Raw genomic sequence first — 21736 nt, 5'->3', positions numbered from 1 at the left:
GTTGCATTTTCGAGAGTATTGCTGCCAAACAGGTCACAAAAAAGCTGTTAATCTTAAGGCTGGTGCTCATTATTATAACGAGCGGTCAGTGACGGACACTCCTCGGGGAACAACATGAAAACACAACAAAAAATAAAACAGCTTGGCCAGGGCATGACTGAGTACATTATTATCGTGGCCTTGATCGCTATTGCCGCGATCACTGTTTATAACTTATTTGGTGATACCGTGCGTGGCCAAGTGGGGAACATGGCTCAAGAATTGGGTGGTAGTGACAGCTCGAATGATACTACTGCTCGAGGTAATGATGCCGCTGCAGAGCAAGATGCCGATTACGGCTTAGACGATTTCCAGCAAGACGATAACTAAGTTACGAGCTCGCAAGAGCTTGTAATTCTCAACGTGGACGGTATACGCTCTAATAAAGGGCAGGCTTTTATTTTTGGCTTGCTCTTTTTGGCTGTGGTGGTGATGGCACTGCTAATCCTGTACAACCAGGGTCAGCTGGTGACAAACCGCGTACAGCTTGAAAACGCTGCCGATGCCACTGTCTATTCGCAAGCCAAATTAGCGGCTCGCAATCAAAATTTTATTGCTTACACAAACCGCGCAATGGTCGCCAACGAGGTTTCCATCGGCCAAATGGTCTCGCTGTTATCGTGGGCGAAACACTATAAGCAAGTTGGCTCTTTTACCTCTTACCCCTTATATCGCTTTCCTGTGGCGCCACCATCACCGACAACATTTTCCGATGTATTGAGTGCGGTTACTCTTCCTTACCAAATTATGGGGCAGGTGGTCTCAGCTGCGGCTAAACCCATGGTCGAGGTATGGCCGACCGTGGTATCTATTTTTAATGGCACGGTTGGCGTATTTCAAAAAATGTTTGCTTTGGCCACCCTTGCAGGTCAAGTAGAAATGAGTATGGGGGTGGTGGAGGATCACGAAGACGACCCCGATGACCCCGAGATGTATATACCCGCTGTGGGGTGGTATTTTTTTACACAAAACGCTTTACTTACCTATTTTGGTGAAAATTTTAGTCCCACCAATTTAGCTGATTTGGTGGGAGATGCCACCGCCGATAAAGACTGGTCTGCCGATGCGACCGACCTAACCGCCGATTTTCTTGGCGGGCAGGTGGGTGAACTGGAGAATATGATCAATGACAACAGCGCGGGTTTGTCACGTAAAAAATCAAAAAACAAAAGTGGCGGTGCCGGCGCAAACCTGAATACGGGCGATGCGGCAGAGGCCAATGCAATAGAGTCGTATAAGCGCTATATGGCGATTGTAAACCGCAATCGTGCCAGTTTTACCGAAGATCGCCACTGGGATGTTTGGGCCAGCACACCAGATTTGATACCTCGGTTGGAATTGTCGCTCGGCATAATCACGTTGACTATCGACCTCGATTTCTCTATCGGCGGCGGTATTAAAAATGACGGTGGGACTGTCTACGCCTCGAACGATGCATTAGAAACCGATGCCGATCTGGCAAAATTAAACTGGTCAGCTATTGATGTATTGTCTTTTGGCTTGGAGTTCGATGTTGGTTTGTTTGTCGAGATTGAGCTTTGCTTGCCGATTGTAGGTTGTGATTCGTGGACCTTATTAGATTTTAATTTTGTGTTACCGATAGGCTTTCCTTTGGCTGGCGCGACTCATCAAGTAGTCAGCTCTAATGCCGACGCTAAAAAAATACTCAGTGATTGGGGGCTGCCGTTTAACAACGATACCGGCAAGTACGGCGGGGATAAAGACGACCCCGACAATAACGGTGCCTTTGATGGTTTTCATTTGCAGGCGCTCGCCTGGGGGCAGGCGTCGCCTACTTTGTTGCCGGGTATGTACGGTGCGCGTACGACGTTAGATGTCACCGACTCGTACGCGGGGCCGCCATCCTTTTTTAGTTTGGGGGGTAGCTTCCAAGAGTCGGGTAGGAGCTACGAATTTACCGCAGCCGTCGCCAAAAGTTTAGATGATGTCGCGACCTCTGATCATGATTCGCTGGGTATTAACAGTAACGATGGCGATTGGGACAGTGGCGACATTCAATACACCAATTTCGATGTGAAGACTCGCTCGCGTGCAGAGGGTGATGACTTTGCCGCAGATTACCAACAGTTTATTTGGAATGACGACCGGCCGATGATGACGGTAAGCTCGGCCGAAACTTACTTTGCAAACCCAATGCAAACCTTAAGCGATGGAAGCCCAGAGCCCGCCAGTTTATTTAGCCCTTTTTGGGATGCGCGGCTACGTGAACCCAGTGCGATTACTCTATTAATTGCCACGGGTGAGCTGGATTTCAGCAAGATCATTGATGGCTTGAGTAATTCCGCAGTCGGCATGGTTGGCTGGTTGTTGGGCGCCATTGGTGACCGAATGGTCGATACTGGCGTCGAGTATTTAGTGGATCAACTCGACTCCCCCTGGAACACGCTGGCCGAAGGTCCGCTGCGTGAAGGCGCGACACAGGTAAAAGATATCGCGGTAGATGCGGTCGTCGATGAGCTAGAGGACTTTATGCCGTGAACCACAGGCAATCGTTTTGTCAGCGACAATGCGGCCAAGCCATGACTGAGTTTGTGGTCAGTGTCGGTTTTATTTTTTTGGTGCTTTTTATCATAGTGCCGACCTTTGGCAAGATCATCGATATAAAGCTTCAGAACCAACAGGCTGCACGTTATACCGCTTGGGAGCGCACCGTGTGGTTGCGGGATATGAACAGTTGGGGCGGTAGCGACAACACCGAAGACTTTGTAGTGAGTTCCGACGAGTTTGAAAGTGTGGCGCTACGCAATGATACCGAACTTGTTAACTCGGTGAGTAATCGTTTTTTTTATGGTCAAGGGCGCGCCGAGATAAAGCCAATCAGTTCGGCCGATGTCGACGGCCCGAGCGGTGAAACCAGTGCGATTTGGAATTATACCCAGTCACGCAAAAGCATGTTTCAAGGGGTCGAGGTGTTAAGTACTAACGAGCAAGATACCCCGAGTATTGCTTACGATGTTTTAAATGTGCTTGACGATGGTTTGGATGTTATTACGGCGCCTATCGAATTTATGCTGAATATTGTCGGTGGTGACAACCCCGATTTACTGCAATTAGATTACAACTTACAGGGCTACTATAGCCCCATAGTCAGAACCTCGCTAAATACAGGTAATGCCAAAGGTGGTGGTAACGGCGAGTGGGATCACAACAATGGCTCCTGGGGGAGCGGTGTCGAGGATTCTTTATTTCAGCAGTGGGATGGCCGCTTTACGGCGCGCTCGGCGATTCTTGCCGATGGTTGGAACGCGCAAAGTGTGGGTTATTACCAAGATAGAGTCGACAACTTTGTGCCCAGCACCGTGTTTGATAATGTTTTATTTGACGTGCTGAAAACTGCTGCAAGTATTCTAGAAGGCGGGCCGGATAACAGCGCTATTTACGATCTTGATTTTGGTGATATGGGCGTCGAGCCTATGCCTGGAGAAGATGGTCAACCTTTAGCTGTAACCTGCGATGACGGACACTGCTACTACGATGATTAAATATGTTAGATGTGCTTGTGCCATTTTGATGCTTGCCTATACCGCAGCGGTTAATGCCGATTGTGATTTTAGTGATTTTCCTACCATGACCGAGATGCAGGTCAGCTCCCTGATGGATAACGCTCAATATAATAACAGGCCAATGGCTGTGCGCTCTTTTACGGTTAATACCTCGGCCGATGCGGTAGCTGGTTTTTATCGTCGCAATTGGAAAGATCGTTATTCGGAAAGTGCTTTTGGCCCGTGGCAGCAAATTGGCACATTAGAAGATGAATGCTTTTTTACCGTGCAATACGGAGGGGCTGGCGACAATGCGTTTGGGCGCTTGCTCATTGCAAAAGTCCCCAAAAGTGACAGTGCCGGTGCTTTAGGTGTTGGCGTGGTAAAGCCAGGCGGTGCGATGGTGGTGTCCGACCTGTTAACGTCAGATGGCCCCAAAGCTGGCCGTGTAACCATTATTACTAGTGATCAATCAGTTTCTGAATTGGTGAATTTTTATCGCACAGAAATGGCCGGTGATAACTGGTCGCTCGAGCAAAGTTTTAATCAAGCCGCCGGTGCTGTATTGGTGTTTCGCAAAGGTATTAATGAAAACAACATTGTCATTATGCCTGCCGGCGACGCGACCCAAATTTTGATTAACGAGGTTGAAATAAACTGATATGGCCACTCGCTGTCGGACAACCATCATGCGTCAGCTCGGTCAATCGATGGCCGAATACACTGTAGTGATGGCAGCGCTAGTGGGCGGGTTGCTCGTGGCGAATAAGGGTGCCTGCCCTAGCGAATACGAAGATTGTATCGAGTATCTATTAACCACCATGCACGATAACTACGATGGTTATTCGTCTTCTATCTCGGCCGTGCAGGAATATGCAACCGACTATGAGATTGCCGAGAACGATGGCGGTTGGGATAACGGTGCGGGTGATGGTAGCTCTGATGGTAGTAGTGGGAGTGGCGGCCCGTCAGAGCCCACCCCAGGTATTAGCCAAACGACGGTAGTAACAGCCAACGGCGGTTATACCAATTTGGGTGAATATGATCCCTCCAGTGATATTGTCACCCAAAATGGTGAGTTGGTTGGCACCTACAATCCCAACACTGGTGTGTTTGAATCCGTCGATGGCGGTAGTGTCGCCAATGCCACGATAAGTGATGTAGTGGTTGATAAAGACGGTAATATTTTACAGCGAGTTGCGCTAAGTGATTGCGCTAACCCGCCGGGGATAATTGCCTTTGGTTACCAGAGTGAGGCCGATGGAAAGTTTTACGATGCCTTACAGCTGAAGGAAACAGATATTGGCAGTGGCTGTACCGAGGCAGCCTACAAGGTCATCGGTAGACAGGGTAATGAAGACGGCGGCCGAATTGTCGATGGCTATTACTATGCGGTATCAACCACGCCGGCAAGTTCCGTAAGTACGGGTGTAAAAGACCCTGATGGCGAAGTTGTATTTTTTGATTTGGGTGGTGGTGTCACTTTTTGTAGTGTGATGGCAAGTGGCTGGGATAGCGGTATTGATACTGATGGGTTGGATGACGACGAGATTTACGCCGAGCAACTTAAGCTGTTGTTAGAGCCTAATGAAGACGAGACAACCGTGATCGGTAGTATGGACGCCGAATACTATACCGAGCAGGTGTATATCAATGGCGAGCCTGCAGCCGATAATAATTGCGTGTCAAATCGCACCATTACAGCACCATAACAATATTAAAATCGGGGCTTTTTGCTCCCACAGAAAAACTTGGGGAAAACAATGAAGCAAATGTCTGGCTCGCGCCTATTTATGATCGCGATAGTGTGCGGTGTTGTCGCGGCGTTCTTAACTGTCTATTACTTAAAGTCGGTAGAAGATCGTTATCGTCGTGCTAATCAACCGCAGCGGGTAGAGACTATAGCGGTGGTAGTGCCTAAACGTGATTTAAATAAAGGCGATACCATTACACGTGATGCTATTGGTAAGTTGGACGTTCCTAAAAAGTTCCTACCTTCTAATTTCATTCCTGCTTCTGCTTATAAAAAAGTATTAAATCGTACCATTGCCTCGCCGCTGAAGGCGGGCAGGGTGATGACGGTTGAAGCGATCACTGGCACCAAAGCCGAAACTTTCTCTGAGACGGTAGAACTTGGTCATCGTGCTTTTAGTGTCAAAGTAAATAAAGTTGATTCGTTTGACGGTCTATTGCGCCCAGGAGACACAATAGATTTGATGGGGGAGTTTAACCTTGAGAATCTAGGTTTTGTTGAAGGTTCGAAGCAAGAAGTAAATCAAGTGGTTATGCCAGTATTGGAAAAAGTCATCGTTTTATCGGCCGGGCGTGAAGATTATACCGGCCGGCGCTATGAGCGCTCGCGGCAGCAAAACTCGGCAGATGGTTTTAATATGGAGTTCACTATTATTACCTTGAGCTTGACGCCTCGCCAAGTGGCTCGCGTTCAGTTAGCCGAGGTGACCGGAGAGATGTTTGCTGTGCTGCGTCACCCAGAAGATACCAGTATGGCTGAGTTTGACTTTATTCGCGCCGACGTCCTGCTAGAGCCCGAACCTGAGCCACTGATTAGTGTGGTGTTGGATGAAAATGGTAACCCTATTGGGCGAGTTGTCGGTGATAACGTCGTTGATGCTAATGGCAATATCATCGGCAAAGTAGTTGATGGTAAACCTGTAGCTTTTGATGGCACAGCATTAGGGTCAATTGTAGAGAACGTTAGTAAAGATGATCCGATGTTGCGAGTTCGCGAGCGCTCTGATGTTGTTCGTGATGCCAGCGGCAACATTGTTGGCAAGGTCGAGCAAGTTGTGCGAGATAAAAGCGGCAAGGTAATTGGCCGTGTGGTAAATGGTGAATTGGTCGATGCAAATGGCCAAGTCATTGGCCGTGTTAATGCCGATGGTAGCGTAACTGATAGTAGTGGCCGAGTATTGGGTCGTACCGAGAAAGTTGTCGTTGATAAGTCGGGAAAGATTGTTGGTCGGATCAATAAAGATGGTGCGGCTGTGTCTGAAACAGGCGAATTGCTCGGGGTGATACAGAAAAATGTTGCTCTTGATGCGCAAGGTAATGTCGTCGATTTGAGTGATTCTTCAGTGCCTCAGACTCGCTCACAAGTAGCCCAAGTGGTGCGTGATAAAAACGGTAATGTGGTCGGCCGTATAGTCGATGGTCAAGTCATCGATGCCAATGGCAAAGTGGTGGGCCGCGTTGATGAAAATGGCAATGCTGTAAATCTTAGAGGTGAGACTCTTGGCGCTGTCGAACAGGTAATGCTTGACCGTGATGGTAATGTGGTTGGCCGTATGACGACGATTCCGGGAACCAATAAGAAAGTCATGGTGGGCAGTGACGGCAAAGTGATTGGCAGCGTTGAAGATGTTGTGCGTGATGCCAGTGGCAATATCATCGGCAAGGTCGAAGAAGTCGTACGCGATGCCGACGGTAATGTTGTTGGTCGGGTGGTGAATGGCAAAGTGATTGATGCCAATGGTAATGTTGTAGGTAATGTAAATAAAGACGGTACTGTCACCGGCGTGAATGGCGAACTTCTGGGACGTGTTGAAAAAGCTGTAATTGATAGTCGAGGCAATATTGTTGGGCGCATTAACCAAGATGGTACTGCGGTTGCCACAGATGGCAGTGTGCTGGGAACGGTAGGTCAAGCGGTACTGAATGAAAGCGGTCAAGAAGTCGGAGAGCAGGTTCAGGTCGTGCGCGACGCCAATGGCAATATTATAGGTCGACTTGTTGATGGCAAAGTAGTTGATGAAAAAGGTAATGTCATCGGTGAATTAAAAGACGGCAAAGTAATCGCTGCAGATGGTCGAGTTATCACTAAAGGTGTGGTGGTTTCAACCGAAAACCGCAGTGACGTGGCCGATGAAATACGTGAGAGCGGTGCAGCTAAAATAACCCGCGAGGTAGACTATATTGAGTTTATCCCTGGCGGCAACGACGAAGAAGGTATAGTGCCGGTGCGTCGCGTGCGCTTGCAGTAAACCTGCCACACAAAACAAAGATCATTATGGATATTAGAGTTATGAAAATTCGAAGTGTATTGGGGGTGTGGTTGCTGGCCTTGGTGGCGGTAGCGGAGGCGCGAGTTTTACCAAAAGACATGCAGTTATTTGAGGGTGAGTCTAAGGTTATTGAGCTGCCAGAGGCTTTGCGTATTTCGGTGGGTAAATCCGATCTTGTAGGCTCTACATTACTGAAAAGTGGAGAGGTCGTGCTAACGGCAAATACTGTGGGCGAAACCAATATGCAAGTTTGGTTTGCCGATGGCTCGCGTGAGAGTATGAATATCTCCATCGTGCAAGTTTTTAGTAGTAGTCGTGAGTTGAGCGAAATTCGTAATTTAATAGGCTCAATTCCAGGCATCAGCATTAAAACGGCGGGCCGCCATGTAGTGGTTGATGGCACACTTGAAGCGCGAGATATGGAGAAAGTAGAGATCGTAGCCGGGCTGTATGAAGATTTAATAATTCTTGCGCGAACGACCAATGAGTTTGAGCAAAAGATGATTTATTTTGATGTTCAAATAGCCGAATTTAATCGCAGCAAAACCGAAGAGTTGGGTATTAATTGGCAAAAGAGCTTTTCTGGCCCGAGTTTACATTATGGCAGTGCATGGGGAGCGTCAGGTAGTTTAATAGGCGCTTGGACCGAAGAGGGGAAAGGCGGTTATGGCTACGAAAGTGGAGCCCGTGGTGTGTTATTCGGCATTGCTAGTGATATCACCTCGATGATTGATTTGCTGGAGCAAACGGGCTCGGCATTAGTGTTATCTTCGCCGCGTTTGAGTGCTCGCAGTGGTGGTGAGGCAGAGTTGACCGTTGGCGGTGAAGTGCCGGTGATTACCAGCTCGCTCAGTGGTTCTAGCGTGGAGTACAAAGATTACGGTGTGATGTTGAGTATTCTTCCTAAGTTGGATTTGTACGACAATATTTCTGCTCGTGTCGAGGTTTCAATTAGCCAGTTGGATTTGGCTCAGGCAGTTGATGGCCAGCCGGCATTTAAAAAACGTGCAACGTCTAACGATATAAAACTTAAGCCGGGTGATACCTTGGTGCTTTCAGGGCTTATTACTCGGGAAGAGCAAGCCACGGTAAGCAAGGTGAAATGGTTAGCCGATATTCCAATTTTAGGAGAGCTTTTCAAGTCCAAGAGCTTTTCTGGTGGCGATACCGAAATGGTGATATTTCTTACGCCACATATTTTGACAGATTTAAAGTCTGGCCCGAACCAAAAAGCGCTTAACCGCATGAGTGAATATGTGTCAGAGCATGAGAAGTACATGAAAACCGGCTTAGTCGATTAAGGTTACCTTGTGTTTGAAATTACAGTCAGTAGTAAAGACGGAAAATGGCAAGATTCAGTTCGTTGCGGTGCCGATAGCTGTGAGTTAGGTCGCTCTCGCGATGTTATTTTGCGTGTGCGTGGCTGGAAAGTGGCGCCAAAACATTTGCGCTTTGAAAAAGAGTTGTCAGGCGTGTTTGTGCTGGATATTAGTCGCGGCTCAGGTGTGACCGTAAACGGTAAAACCATTGAGCGGCACGGACCCTTGGCCGAAGGTGATGAAATTGGTTTTGGCGGTTTTATCGCTACGGTAACGGATCACAGCCCTGCCGAAGGTGCCGACGGCTTGCGCGACGATCTAGATTTAGAGCCGGATATCTCTGAGACTACAGTGCTAGGAACGCTCGCCGCTGGGGCCGATCAGCAAGAGCGACTGCGCAGCGAATACATGACGTGGGCCAAATACGTTCATAAAGAGCTGGTTAGGCAGATGGACCTAAAGCGTATGCACACAGATACGCTAAGTGATGAAGATGTTCGCAGTCAGTTGGGCGACATTATTGAAACCGTGCTGCAGAGCATTGGTCACAAATTACCGCAGGGGATGGATAAGTCGCGGTTGAAAAAAATTGTCTTGGATGAAACTGTCGGTTTAGGCGCGCTAGAGCAACTATTGGATGATCCGTCAGTCACCGAAGTGATGGTGAATGCTTTTGACGATATTTATATCGAGCGCGACGGCCAGCTGATTCGCTCTCCTGTTACTTTTACAAGTGATGAAGCGGTCATGGCGACTATTGAGAGAATCGTCTCGCCTTTGGGGCGACGTATCGATGAAAGTTCTCCGATGGTAGATGCTAGGCTGCGAGATGGTTCGCGGGTAAACGCTATTATTCCACCGCTGGCACTACGCGGGCCGTGCATAACTATTCGTAAGTTTTCAGAAAAGAAACTTACAGATCGAGATCTAATACGTTACGGGTCAGCCAATGAGGCGATGGTTACCTTTATGCGCATGTGTGTTGAGCAGCGCTCTAACATTATCGTTTCCGGCGGTACTGGCTCGGGCAAAACGACACTGCTAAATATTTTATCTAACTTTATTCCTATGGAAGATCGTGTCATTACTGTAGAGGATGCCGCCGAATTGCGCTTAGTGCAACCGCATGTGGTTTCGCTTGAGGCACGGCCAGCTAATATGGAGGGTAAAGGTCAGGTCACTATTCGGGAGTTGGTAAAAAACTGTTTGCGGATGCGGCCCGATCGAATTGTAGTGGGCGAGTGCCGGGGTGGCGAAGCGCTTGATATGCTGCAGGCGATGAACACCGGCCATGACGGCTCATTGACAACTGCGCACGCTAACTCGCCAAGAGATATGCTGCGTCGCCTTGAGGTGATGGTACTGATGGCGGGAATGGACTTACCGGTATCCGCGATTCGTGAACAGGTGGCTTCAGCGGTTGATATCGTTATTCAGCAAACTCGTTTTGGTGATGGTTCTCGTCGTGTTAGTTGTGTCTCTGAAGTGACCGGCATAGAAAGTAACACTATTCAGTTAACCGATATTTTTCGCTATCAACAAACCGGATTTGACGAAAACGGTAAGGTGGTTGGTCACTATGCAGCGACGGGTGTAGTACCGGCTTTTTATGAAGAGCTTCGCAGTCGGGGAGTCACAGTCGATATGAGCATCTTTCAATCATGAAGGCTGAAATGTCTGACCTAGGTATATTGGCGTTAGTGGTGGTGTTGGCGTTTGTCGCAGCTATGTGTTTGGCCGTTGCTGTAACACGTGGGGCTGGTGATTTTATGGGCTTTTATCGCCAAAAATTCACCTCTAATGCCAATCAAGAGCTGTCGGAGATGTTTATCTTTATGGACTCCTCGCAGCTATTTTTACTCAATCTGCTTGTTTTGATCTTGGTGCCTATAGGTGTACATGCCCTGTTTCAATTATGGGTAATAACCGCTGGAGTTTTTGTGGTGTTATTGATTGTCCCAGGCGCCATATGGGGACGCATGCGCAAAAAACGCTTGAGTAAATTTGAAGATCAGCTGCCCGATATTTTTATGATGCTATCGAGCAGTTTACAGGCTGGCGCGAGCCTAAATATGGCATTGGCCGATGTGGTTAAGCAGTCACCTGTGCCGGCCAGCCAAGAGTTTGGTATGTTAGTAAAAAGAATGCAGTTAGGCGTAACGCTAGAAGATAGCTTAATCGAGCTGGAAAAACGTATCCCACTACAAAGTTTTATTATGGCCAGCTCTGCAGTGCGCATCAGCCGTGAAGTGGGCGGAAATTTGGTTGAGACGATTCAAAGTATGGCAGAAACACTTCGCCGTAAAAAAACCATGGAAGGTAAGATCGACTCACTTACCGCGCAGGGCCGAGCACAGGGTACTTTTATGGCCATGCTGCCGGTAGCGCTGGCGGTACTGTTAAGTTTTATCGAGCCCGAAGCTATGCGCAAACTCTACACCACACGTGAAGGGCTGATGGTGCTAACAGTCATGGTGTTTATGCAAATTATGGGTTTTGTGTTTATTCGCAAAATCACCAGTATCGACAGTTGAGGTGAGATTATGATGAGTAACATTGTCGCACTCTCGGCCGGTGCTGCCGTGGCTGGTGCGGTTATAGCCTGTATTTATTTCTTTGCCGCATTAGCTTATTTGCTAACCGACGAAGAGCGGGCTTATATGGATGAGCCGCCAGCTTTTATGCGCCCGATCTGGCCACTGGTTCGTTTAGCAACTTATGTATTAGGAAGTAATTTGCCAAGCTCCTATTTAACCAAGGTCGATAATCAGCTGCAAAAAAATGGCGTAAGTTTTATGGTGACCGCTGAAGAGTATATCTCAGCGCGTTTTGTCATTGCTTTATTATTACCCTGTTTAGGTTGGATGGCGCTGGCGAGCTCTGGCGAGGTGGATCCACTGCTGTTAGTTTTGTTAGCTCTGGGTGGTTATTTTTTGCCGGTAGCTTGGGTTAAGGATACTCGTCGTAAACGTGATGCCGAATTAATTCGCTCGTTGCCAGTATATTTAGAGTACCTGACCATGTGTGTTGATGCGGGTCTTAACTTTGCCGGCGCTTTAAAACAGGCCGTAGAGAAAGGCCCGCGCGGCGCAATGCGTAATGAGTTTCGTATTGTTTTACGTGATATAAGCTCTGGCCAAACCCGAGGTGATGCACTTAACCGTTTAGCCGACAGGGTGGATCTTAAAGACATCTCGGTGTTTGTACGTGCTGTAGTCCAAGCCGAGAAAATGGGCTCAAGCATGAAAAACACGCTGCTTATTCAAGCTAAACAGCGGCTTAATGAGCGCTTTCAGCGTGCCGAAAAAATGGCAATGGAGGCGCCGGTAAAGTTAGTTATTCCGCTGGTGATTTTTATTTTCCCGTTAACGTTTATTATCTTATTGTTTCCGATTGTCGTTAAGTATATTGAGCAGGGCACCTTTTGATCGAGCGCTCAGTCGTGTGGCGGCGTAATAATCTGACGCTGGGGCAGACGCGAACTTATTTTGCCAATACCTATTGGCAAAGATTGCGTGGTTTGTTGGCGCGTCCGGCGCCACTGCCGGGCACAGCTTTATGCATACAACCGTGTAATAGCGTACATACATTTTTTATGGGTTACGCACTAGATGTTGTGTATGTCAGTCGTACGGGTAGTGTGATTAAAGTTGTTAGCAACGTTAGGCCTTGGCGTGTCAGCCAAGCCTTAGGGGCACGCAAAGTGTTTGAGTTTTGCGCCGGTGAACTCGAACGATTAGGTTTACAAGTGGGGGATCTATGTATCGTGGAATAATAGTAGCTCTGATATTCTTGCTCAGCGCGTGCAGTACTCAGCAGTACAGTGCCGAAGATGTTTTTGCGAACCAAGAGCGCGCCGAGCGATTCTATCAGCAAAGCAATTATCAGCCAGCGTTAACCGAGTATCGCAAAGTGATAGAGGCATTACCGCTACACATTCACAGCTGGCTAAGGGTAGGTAATTGCCTTGCTCAGCTTGGGCGATACCCAGAAGCGGTAGCGGCGTATGAGCGGGCTTTGAGGATTGACCCACAATTTACCAGCGCTTGGATTAACCTTAGCTATGTTCAGGCCCAAATCTTGACTCAAACGGTTGCCAGCATGCATGAACAAGTGCCTAAAACAGACCCACAAATAGAGCGTGTGCAAGTGTTGGTAAATTCGGTGTTAACGCCTTTTGGGCTTGCCCAGCAAAAAGCAAACAATAGCACGCCAGAGCTTCCAGACGATGGCGCCATAGATGTGATGAATGCTGATGAGCCACAGTAACCGCAGTCGTGGCCAAGCGATGGTTGAGTTCATCATCATTATTCCCGTGCTGTTGCTGCTGATTTTTGGTGCGATACAAATAGCGTTTATCTACTCGGCTAAAACCACACTAAATTACGCGACTTTCCAGGCCGCTCGAGTTGCAGCAACCAACAATGGGACCTACAGTTCTTTGCGCCGTGGACTTATCCGTGGCATGGCGCCATTGTTTACCAGTAATGCATCGCTGGGTGATATGCGTGATGACATATCGGCGGGCGTTGAGAGTGGGGGTACACGGCGTGATGCGATTTATGAGGTAGATAATTTCACGCGTTTTATTCGTATTAACCCAACCTCGGCTATGATTAATGCCGGTGGCTTTGGTGAGCCGACGGCCGATGGCATCATCGCCTTACCCAACGATAACCTAATGTATCGGCCTTCAAATGTCACTGTCGATGATGTCAATATTCAGGATGCCAACCTGCTTAAAATTCGTGTCCAATATTGCTATAAGCTAATGGTGCCGTTGGTGAATCGTATTATTGGCTCATTAAGCGAGCTGAATAATCGCAAAGACCCAGGCAGCTACCATGAGCATCACACGGTGGATGACCCTCGTTTTGCTGATGCGAACCGTGGGGAGGTTAACCAAGCCGCCGGGGTGACCGCGAGCTATGAAGAGTTGTGTGGCAGTCGTGCAAATGGCAAGGAAGGTTTTGTGATCTTTGCCGAGGCGACGGTGCGGATGCAGTCACCCACCTACAACGAAGATACCGATGATGTGTTTGAGGCCTTCATGTGTGACGGCACTAAAATGGCTTGTCTGTAGCAGCTAGGCCGCCAGATCGTTCCTTTCTGCTATCCCCCCTCATGCTGAATTGTTATGTCTCTATATACGGCTAATCTGCCGCAAGTCATTCAATGACTATAGAATTGGTCAGCCGCCCCTTGTTTTTGGTAGTCCAATATGCAATTATTACCTCAATTGGTCAGGCAGGTTGCTTGTTGTTAACTGTGTTGATGGTCTAGTCGCTCGGTAAATGACAGCCAATGATTACCGCTCCGATCAATTAATGTGGCTCTCCTAAGTCTCTGCTTGGGTTGTGCGGGTGGTTCAGGGCAGAATAATAGGCGCTCCTCATGGTTTAATAGCGCTGGCAATTTTTCTGATCGCCCGCTCTTTTTATACGCTGTATGACTTAGAATTTACGTAAATAAATATAAAAATCTGTGAGATGTAAGATGGGTAAGAGCTCGTTCAAGTCACTACTATTATTGATTTTATGTGTTTTGACTGCCGCTTGCGGTAAAGAGGCTGACGTTAAAACCCTAAAAATGGCTCACAGCCTTGATCAAACCCACCCGGTACACCAAGCCATCGTATTTATGTCTGATCGGCTTGAGATTATATCGGGGGGCAAGATGAAAATTGATATCTACCCCGGTGGTCAGCTTGGCGATGAGCGCGAGTTGATGGAGCTATTGCAGATTGGCTCGCTCGCTATGACCAAGGTTTCCTCCAGTCCCATGGAAGGTTTTGTGCCGGCCATGAAGGTTTTCAATATTCCCTACGTGTTTCGCGATAACGAGCATTTTTGGCGTGTTTTAAACAGTGCCGAAGGCGAGAGGCTGCTGTTGTCGGGCGACTCAGTTAACTTGCGCGGTCTAGGATATTTTGATGCGGGAAGCCGCAGTTTTTATACCACGGACACACCCGTATATTCACCCGAGGATCTTAAAGGGTTAAAAGTTCGTGTGCAGCAAAGCCAGACTGCGCTGCGTATGGTGCAGGCATTGGGTGGCTCTGGCACGCCGATTTCTTGGGGTGAGTTGTATACGGCATTGTCGCAAGGGGTGGTCGATGGTGCCGAAAACAACCCGCCAAGTTTTTACACTTCAAAGCATTATGAGGTCAGCAAGTTTTATATCCTCAATGAACATACCTATGTGCCGGATATCGTGTTGATCTCGAGCTATATCTGGAATCACCTGAGTGCTCAGCAACAGTTGTGGTTACAGCAAGCGATGGATGAAGCTGTGGTTTATGAGCGCAAGTTGTGGGCTGAATCTACCGCAGAAGCGTTAGCAGCCGTTACCGCGGCAGGTGTTACTGTTATCCGTCCAGATAAACAGCCTTTTATGGCGCGGGTCGAGTCAATGCATGAGTCGTATAAAGGCACCGAACTGTACGACTTGATTCAAACTTTTAAAGCTATGTAAGTGAAGACTCATCCCATGAAGCAACTAACCGCAATGATCGAAAAAATTCTTGGCGTCTTTCTAGGCCTACTAATGGCCGCTATGGTGCTGGATGTTACCTGGCAAGTGGCGACTCGTTTTGTGTTGCAAGAGCCAAGCTCTTACACCGAAGAGCTTGCCCGCTTTTTATTGGTGTGGATTGGTATTTTGGGGGCCGCATACGCTTACCGTAAAAAAGCGCATTTAGGACTAGATATTCTATCGCAACAACTCGAAGGTCTGGCTAAACGCAAGCTGGATATTTTTATCAGCTTGGTTTGCTCTTTATTTGCCTGCGTTATTATGATTTATGGCGGAGCTAAATTGGTGTTGTTGACACTCGATCTGGGGCAGATGTCTGCGGCACTGCAAATAAAAATTGGTTATCTCTACAGTGTTATTCCCCTCAGTGGTGTGCTGATTGTGCTGTTTTCAATCGATCGGATTCTTTATGGTGATCCAGCGCCGGATCACGTCGAGTTTTACGAATAAGCCGCGAATACAGCTCATTACAATAAACATAATTTGAGGTTAAAAAGATGGATGGCTCCGTTATTGTCTTGCTGGTGACCTTTGTGGTTCTGCTGGTACTGAATGTGCCGATCTCTATCGGTATTGGTATCGCAACATTTGCAGCCATGCTGTTTACCATTGATTTTGGTCCGGCGGCAGTGACTGTCGCGCAGCGCATGGTTGGAGGAATTAATAGTTTTGCACTTCTGGCAATTCCTTTCTTTGTGTTGTCTGGCCTGCTAATGGGGCGTGGCGGTATTGCTCACCGTTTAATCGAGTTTGCCAAAGTTTTAATCGGTATGTTGCCCGGCGGTTTGGCGTTTGTGAATATCATCAGCTGTACGTTGTTTGGCGCAATATCTGGCTCTGCAGTGGCAGCCACATCAGCCATTGGTGGTTTTATGATCCCCACTATGGAAAAAGAAGGTTACGATAAAAACTTTACCGCGGCCGTTACGGTTGCTTCATCGACTACCGGACTTTTGATTCCTCCCAGTAACATTTTAATTGTCTATTCCCTGGCCAGTGGCGGTGTTTCAATCGCTGCGCTGTTTATTGCCGGCTACTTGCCCGGTATTTTGGTGGCGCTGAGTTTGATGGCTGTGTGTGCTGTCTATGCCAAAAAGCACGGCTACCCTGTAGGTAAAGTACCTACGGTTAAAGAGGTGGCAAAGAAAACACTAGATGCCGTACCGAGCTTGTTTCTTATTGTTTTAGTGATTGGCGGTATTGTCGGTGGCTTTTTTACCGCGACCGAGGCTAGTGTTATTGCGGTGTTGTACTCGTTATTGCTATCGGTCTTTGTGTATAAAGAGGTTAAGCTGCCAGAGTTGCCAGAAATTTTTGTTAAAGCGGTGGAGACCACGGCAATCGTTATGTTGTTGATTGCCACCTCCACGGCAATGAGTTGGATGTTAAGTTACGAGAATATTCCACAAAATATTAGTGCAGCTTTAATGGGGCTCAGTGATAATCCTTTTATTATCTTATTAACGATTAATTTGATCTTATTGTTGGTGGGTATCTTTATGGATATGACGCCAGCAGTTCTTATTTTTACACCTATTTTCTTGCCTGTAGCCATGGAACTTGGCATGTCGCCACTGCACTTTGGCATTATGATGGTGCTTAATCTTTGTATCGGTTTGTGTACGCCACCTGTAGGCGCTGTATTATTTGTCGGCTGTGGTATTGCTAAAACCACCATTGCTAAATTAATAAAACCTTTGATGCCGATGTATGCGGCGATGGTCGTGGTGCTTATGTTGGTGGCTTATATCCCAGCTATTAGTGAGTTTTTACCGACCTTCTTTGGTCTCTATGAAAAATAAGTGGGGTTAAGTAACGATGCGAATTGAGCACTTTGCCTTTAATGTTAAAGATCCTATTGCGGTTGCCCAGTGGTACTGTGAGCACTTGGGCTTTACGGTTAAGCACAAATTTAGCAAACCACCACACACCCACTTTCTGGCTGACAGCAGTGATAAGGTGATGATTGAAATTTATAATAATCCGCCCGACGATGTGCCCGATTATCCGTTGATGAATCCGTTAACGTTACATTTAGCCTTCGTGTCTGAAAATTCTGACGTTGATGCGAAGCGGTTGTGTACAGCAGGTTGTAACGTTGTTGATGATGTTCGACTTAAGGATGGATCGGTATTGTTGATGCTGAAAGATCCCTGGGGTTTTGCGCTTCAGTTATGTAAACGCGGGGTCCCGATGGTTTAGCGCCGTAATGATTTTTCGTGTGGCGCCGGGTATCGCTCAATCTGTTGAGAGGTTTATTATGATTCGGCATTTTAGTTTATTAATATTGCTCCTCCTTACCTTTAACGTGCACGCTATAAACCTTAACTCTGTAACAGGCTTTGGTGTCGATACCACTGCGGGACTGGGCGGTGAAGTAATTAAAGTTACCAGCTTGGCCGCCGCAGGCCCGGGTAGTTTGCGTGCGGCGTTAAATCAATCGGGTAAGCGAGTGGTGGTTTTTGAGGTGGGTGGCATTATTAATCTAGCCGGCACCAATATTGATATTGTTGAGCCCTTTCTTACGCTTGCGGGTGAAACCGCTCCTGAGCCTGGCATTACACTGATTCGCGGCGGCTTAAGTGTGCGGACCCACGATGTTCGTATTAGTCATATTGCGGTGCGTCCCGGCACTAATGATATGCAGGCGTTGTCAGGTTGGGAGCCTGATGGTATTGGTGTGTCTCGCGCACAAGCGCGTAATGTTCATGTTGACCATGTCTCAACCAGTTGGGCCGTAGATGAAAATATGTCTGCCTCTGGTGAACGTTATGAGGGACCGGAGGCAACCTCTGGTAGAGTCACTTTTAGTAATTCTATTATTGCCGAGGCATTGGATTACGCAACTCATAAAAAAGGTAAACACTCTAAGGGGATTTTAATCCACGATTACGTGCAAGAGGTGGCGGTTGTGGGCAATTTATTTGCTCACAATGATCGGCGCAACCCTTATTTTAAAGCGCATGCTACAGGTGTGGTGGTTAACAACTTGATGTATAACTTAGGTAATGCTGCAGTACAGCTAGGGTATATTGCGCACGAGTGGGTCGGCCATAAATTTAAACCCGGCAACCCCAAAGTGGCGGTGGTGGGTAATGAGTTGCGCTACGGTCGAGATACCTATTCTGATTTGGCGTTGGTGTCTTATCAGGGGGATGTGTACCTGAGCGACAACCAAGTTTTGAATTTAACTGGCGGCGAAATGGCGCAGGTTCAAGGAGACATTCATTTTCTGGACAAAGCCCCAGTGTGGCCTACAGGTTTACAGCCGATCTCGTTGAGCGATGTCTATGAGCATGTTTTGCATAATGCCGGCGCAAGACCTTGGGCGCGGAATGACGTCGACCGACGAATTGTTGCGTCGCTACGTAACAAAAGCGGACGAATTATCGATTCACAAGAGGCCGTTGGAGGTTACCCTAATTACTCGCCCACTTACCGAGCACTGTTGGTGCCAAAGGATCCTCGTGATATTGCCGACTGGCTACAGAGTTTTATCCCTGTGGAATATCGGTAGTTTAGGTTGGCAGGGCTAAAGGTAGTGCTGAAAAACGGCGCCGAAACGCCGTTTGTTGTTAGGCGTTGGCCAGCTCGTTTAAGTAAAGCTCGCGATCTATTACCCCGCCACGATGCTGAATGATGACTCGAGCGCAGCGACACGCTTGTGCAGCGGCGGCCTCAGCTGACTTGCCAGTACTGCGGGCGGCCAAATAGCCCGCGTTAAAAGTATCGCCAGCGGCGGTGGTATCAACGATGTTTTCAACTCTGGGCACGGCTACTCGCGTTTGTTGGTTGCCATTCAGAATGATGACATCCTCGGCGCCGCGTTTTAATACGATCTCGGCAATGCCATAGTTGGCGTAGCGCAGCTTAACCGCTTCGATTGCGTCATCGTCATCGCCCCATAGCAGCTCTTCATCGTCAAGAGTCAGTAGCGCTAAATCGGTTACCGATAGTAGCTCGTTCATGGCTTGCTGCGCTTGTTCTGGGGTTTGCCATAGGCGAGGGCGATAATTACTGTCAAACGCAACTTTACCGCCGTGCTTTTTAAAGCGTCGTAAAAATGCCAGTAGCTGTTGGCGGGCTTCGGTGCTGATAATTGCTAAGGTTATACCCGATAAATAAATCATCTCGCAATCGTTGAGGGCTGTTTCTAGTTGTGCGATTTCTTGTTGCTGAGAAAACATCGCCCGAGCAGGAGCCTGCGAGCGCCAATAAAAAAACTCGCGCTCACCATCGGGGCTGTTATGAATCATGTAAAGTCCGGGTACCGCGCCTTCTTGGTGCACGATAGCTTGAGTGTTAATGTTCTCAGCTTGTAGGCGCGCGATAATCGCATCGCTGTAATGATCGTCACCCAAGCGCGTGACGTAAGTGGTATCAATAGCAAGGCGCGCTAGGGTGACGGCAGTGTTGTAGGTGTCACCGGCGTAAGATAACGCCTTGTACTCGCGGCCATTAGTGGTTGATTCGCTGGCGGCAAGTTCAATCATAACCTCACCGATACAGGCAATTTTTGCCATGGTATTTATACTCTCTATATTCTGGGGCCGTATATATTGCGGCCAAAATTTAAAAGCGATCGATTGTATGAAATTTTACAATTGGTCAGGCCGGTTTGCAAGTTGTTGCCGTTTCATGTAGTAATAACATGTTGGGTGCCACCACCCCTTGCCATAACCTAAAAACAATAATCGAGTTGGCTGGGCGCCTTAGCGTGGCAAACTTTCTATTGAACACTCTTAGTTGCGGTTATTTATAGGCTATCTGATGCGATGTGCCATTGACATAAAGGTGCTTATTTGCAACTATAAATTGGTCATACCTTATGGTAAAAAATATAGCGTCTGGTCAGACTGATTTTTGTCTAACTCCACAACAATGGTAATAATATCATCATGAGTGCACTGAATTTACATCCCGACCGCTTGTTTCCAGCGGACGAGACGACTCGCGCTATTGCGCGTCGACTGTATCAAGAAGTTAAAGGTCTGCCAATTGTCAGTCCGCACGGGCATACCGACCCGAGTTGGTTTGCTGACAACCAACCCTTTGGTAATCCCGCCGATCTACTGATCAAGCCCGATCACTACGTGTTTCGGATGCTCTACAGTTTAGGTGTTTCTTTGCCGTCGCTGGGGGTGCCTAGCAAAGCAGGGCTTGCCGTGGAGCAAGATCCCAAAAAAATCTGGCGCTTGTTTGCTGAGCATTACTGGGCGTTTCGCGGTACCCCATCGCGGATGTGGCTTGATTATGTTTTTAGCGAAGTGTTTGGGCTAGAGCAGCTATTAAGTGGCGCCACCGCAGATGCTTATTACGAGCGTATTAACAGTTGTTTGCAGAAGCCGGAGTTTTTGCCGCGATCATTGCTGGATAATTTCAATATTGAATACCTTGCGACCACTGAGTCGCCATTGGATGATTTGCGCCATCACAAAAAAATTCGTGAAAGTGGTTGGGGTGGCGGAGTGATTACGGCTTACCGTCCTGATCCAGTAGTGGACCCGGATTTTGAAGGCTTTGCTACAAATGTTGCCAAGCTGGGTGAAATTACCGGTGAAGACACCGGCCATTGGGCGGGGTATTTGGCGGCATTGATGAATCGTCGGGAGTATTTTAAATCCTTTGGTGCCACCTCCACTGACCACGGCCACCCTACGGCGACCACGTCAGATTTGTCGCTTGCTGAATGCGAAAAATTATTTGCCAAAGCCTTGGCGGGTAAGTGCAGTGCCGCAGAAGCCGAGCAGTTTCGTGGTCAGATGCTAACCGAAATGGCCGGCATGAGTATTGAGGATGGCTTGGTGATGCAAATTCACCCAGGCTCGTTTCGCAACCACAACCCAACGCTATTTCGCGATTTTGGTCGCGATAAAGGCGCGGATATTCCGTCGCAAACCGAATATGTTAACGCCTTAAAACCGCTGTTAGATAAATACGGTAACGACTCTCGTTTGTCGGTTATTGTTTTTACCTTAGACGAGACAGTTTACAGTCGTGAGCTGGCGCCCTTGGCGGGGCATTATCCCGTACTTAAATTGGGTCCCTCTTGGTGGTTTCACGACAGTCCTGAGGGTATGCGTCGTTTTCGTGAGCAAATTACCGAGACCGCCGGTTTTTATAACACCGTTGGCTTTAATGACGATACTCGGGCATTTTTATCGATTCCGGCGCGTCACGACGTGGCTCGTCGAATGGATTGTAATTTCTTGGCGCGCTTGGTGGCCGAGCATCGTCTGCCCGAGGATGAGGCCCGCGAAGTGGCCATCGACCTTACCTACAGGCTTGTTAAGCAAGCTTATAAGCTGGATTAAAGGAC

At 48.0% G+C, this 21736-nt stretch carries 20 protein-coding genes; 19 read left to right on the top strand and 1 reads right to left on the bottom strand.

What is annotated here, in order from left to right; all coding sequences use genetic code 11:
• Positions 1 to 114 precede the first annotated feature (114 nt).
• The 18 genes from GILYN3_RS16225 to GILYN3_RS16140 all read left to right on the top strand — a co-directional run bounded on the left by GILYN3_RS16225 (position 115) and on the right by GILYN3_RS16140 (position 18934).
• Entirely contained in the window at positions 115 to 369 is a 255-nt protein-coding gene (locus GILYN3_RS16225; protein ID WP_049724081.1) for a hypothetical protein, read from the top strand.
• 33 nt (positions 370 to 402) lie between these two features.
• Entirely contained in the window at positions 403 to 2538 is a 2136-nt protein-coding gene (locus tag GILYN3_RS16220; protein WP_049724080.1) for a pilus assembly protein TadG-related protein, read from the top strand.
• Positions 2535 to 3542 (top strand): TadE/TadG family type IV pilus assembly protein, encoded by a 1008-nt coding sequence (locus GILYN3_RS16215; protein ID WP_157484966.1) that lies wholly within the window; start codon positions 2535 to 2537, stop codon positions 3540 to 3542. Before GILYN3_RS16220 ends, GILYN3_RS16215 begins: the two co-directional genes overlap by 4 nt.
• Entirely contained in the window at positions 3535 to 4203 is a 669-nt protein-coding gene (locus GILYN3_RS16210; protein ID WP_157484965.1) for a hypothetical protein, read from the top strand. Before GILYN3_RS16215 ends, GILYN3_RS16210 begins: the two co-directional genes overlap by 8 nt.
• A gap of 28 nt (positions 4204 to 4231) precedes the next feature.
• Positions 4232 to 5254, top strand: coding sequence for a hypothetical protein (locus GILYN3_RS16205; protein ID WP_049724077.1), 1023 nt, complete (start codon positions 4232 to 4234; stop codon positions 5252 to 5254).
• A gap of 51 nt (positions 5255 to 5305) precedes the next feature.
• Entirely contained in the window at positions 5306 to 7543 is a 2238-nt protein-coding gene (cpaB, locus tag GILYN3_RS16200) for a Flp pilus assembly protein CpaB (RefSeq protein ID WP_049724076.1), read from the top strand.
• Positions 7544 to 7584: 41 nt separating this feature from the next.
• Positions 7585 to 8865, top strand: a complete 1281-nt coding sequence (locus GILYN3_RS16195) for a type II and III secretion system protein family protein (protein WP_049724075.1) — start codon at positions 7585 to 7587, stop codon at positions 8863 to 8865.
• 9 nt (positions 8866 to 8874) lie between these two features.
• Entirely contained in the window at positions 8875 to 10548 is a 1674-nt protein-coding gene (locus GILYN3_RS16190) for an ATPase, T2SS/T4P/T4SS family (RefSeq protein ID WP_084005591.1), read from the top strand.
• 8 nt (positions 10549 to 10556) lie between these two features.
• Positions 10557 to 11417, top strand: coding sequence for a type II secretion system F family protein (locus tag GILYN3_RS16185; RefSeq protein ID WP_198147399.1), 861 nt, complete (start codon positions 10557 to 10559; stop codon positions 11415 to 11417).
• A 9-nt stretch (positions 11418 to 11426) separates the two neighbouring features.
• A complete protein-coding gene (locus GILYN3_RS16180) occupies positions 11427 to 12311 on the top strand; it encodes a type II secretion system F family protein (RefSeq protein WP_049724073.1) in 885 nt (294 codons plus the stop codon).
• Entirely contained in the window at positions 12308 to 12658 is a 351-nt protein-coding gene (locus GILYN3_RS16175) for a DUF192 domain-containing protein (protein ID WP_198147398.1), read from the top strand. The genes GILYN3_RS16180 and GILYN3_RS16175 overlap by 4 nt, the downstream gene beginning before the upstream one ends.
• Complete coding sequence (locus tag GILYN3_RS16170) at positions 12643 to 13152, top strand: tetratricopeptide repeat protein (RefSeq protein ID WP_049724072.1); 510 nt, start codon at positions 12643 to 12645, stop codon at positions 13150 to 13152. Before GILYN3_RS16175 ends, GILYN3_RS16170 begins: the two co-directional genes overlap by 16 nt.
• Positions 13139 to 13966: a TadE/TadG family type IV pilus assembly protein gene (locus tag GILYN3_RS16165; RefSeq protein WP_049724071.1), complete on the top strand. Its 828-nt coding sequence runs from the start codon at positions 13139 to 13141 to the stop codon at positions 13964 to 13966. Before GILYN3_RS16170 ends, GILYN3_RS16165 begins: the two co-directional genes overlap by 14 nt.
• Positions 13967 to 14379: 413 nt before the next feature.
• Positions 14380 to 15357 carry a TRAP transporter substrate-binding protein gene (locus tag GILYN3_RS16160; protein ID WP_049724070.1) on the top strand — a complete coding sequence of 326 codons (978 nt, stop codon included), beginning with the start codon at positions 14380 to 14382 and terminating at the stop codon, positions 15355 to 15357.
• Positions 15358 to 15372: 15 nt separating this feature from the next.
• On the top strand, positions 15373 to 15867 hold the full coding sequence (locus GILYN3_RS16155) for a TRAP transporter small permease (protein WP_049724069.1): 495 nt from the start codon (positions 15373 to 15375) through the stop codon (positions 15865 to 15867).
• A 47-nt stretch (positions 15868 to 15914) separates the two neighbouring features.
• A complete protein-coding gene (locus tag GILYN3_RS16150) occupies positions 15915 to 17219 on the top strand; it encodes a TRAP transporter large permease (RefSeq protein ID WP_049724068.1) in 1305 nt (434 codons plus the stop codon).
• A 16-nt stretch (positions 17220 to 17235) separates the two neighbouring features.
• Positions 17236 to 17619: a VOC family protein gene (locus tag GILYN3_RS16145; RefSeq protein ID WP_049724067.1), complete on the top strand. Its 384-nt coding sequence runs from the start codon at positions 17236 to 17238 to the stop codon at positions 17617 to 17619.
• A gap of 58 nt (positions 17620 to 17677) precedes the next feature.
• Positions 17678 to 18934: a pectate lyase gene (locus GILYN3_RS16140; protein ID WP_049724106.1), complete on the top strand. Its 1257-nt coding sequence runs from the start codon at positions 17678 to 17680 to the stop codon at positions 18932 to 18934.
• A 58-nt stretch (positions 18935 to 18992) separates the two neighbouring features.
• Here GILYN3_RS16140 and GILYN3_RS16135 read toward each other — a convergent pair whose 3' ends face one another.
• Positions 18993 to 19940, bottom strand: a complete 948-nt coding sequence (locus GILYN3_RS16135; protein WP_049724066.1) for a sugar kinase — start codon at positions 19938 to 19940, stop codon at positions 18993 to 18995.
• Positions 19941 to 20315: 375 nt separating this feature from the next.
• On the opposite strand from GILYN3_RS16135, the gene uxaC reads away from it, so the two are divergent.
• A complete protein-coding gene (gene uxaC, locus GILYN3_RS16130; RefSeq protein ID WP_049724065.1) occupies positions 20316 to 21731 on the top strand; it encodes a glucuronate isomerase in 1416 nt (471 codons plus the stop codon).
• Positions 21732 to 21736: the final 5 nt, after the last annotated feature.

Origin of the sequence: Gilvimarinus polysaccharolyticus (assembly GCF_001187555.1) — a bacterium.
Taxonomy (GTDB): Bacteria; Pseudomonadota; Gammaproteobacteria; order Pseudomonadales; family Cellvibrionaceae; genus Gilvimarinus; species Gilvimarinus polysaccharolyticus.
Note: the sequence above shows the minus strand (reverse complement) of the source record. Positions and strands in the feature narration are given on the sequence as shown.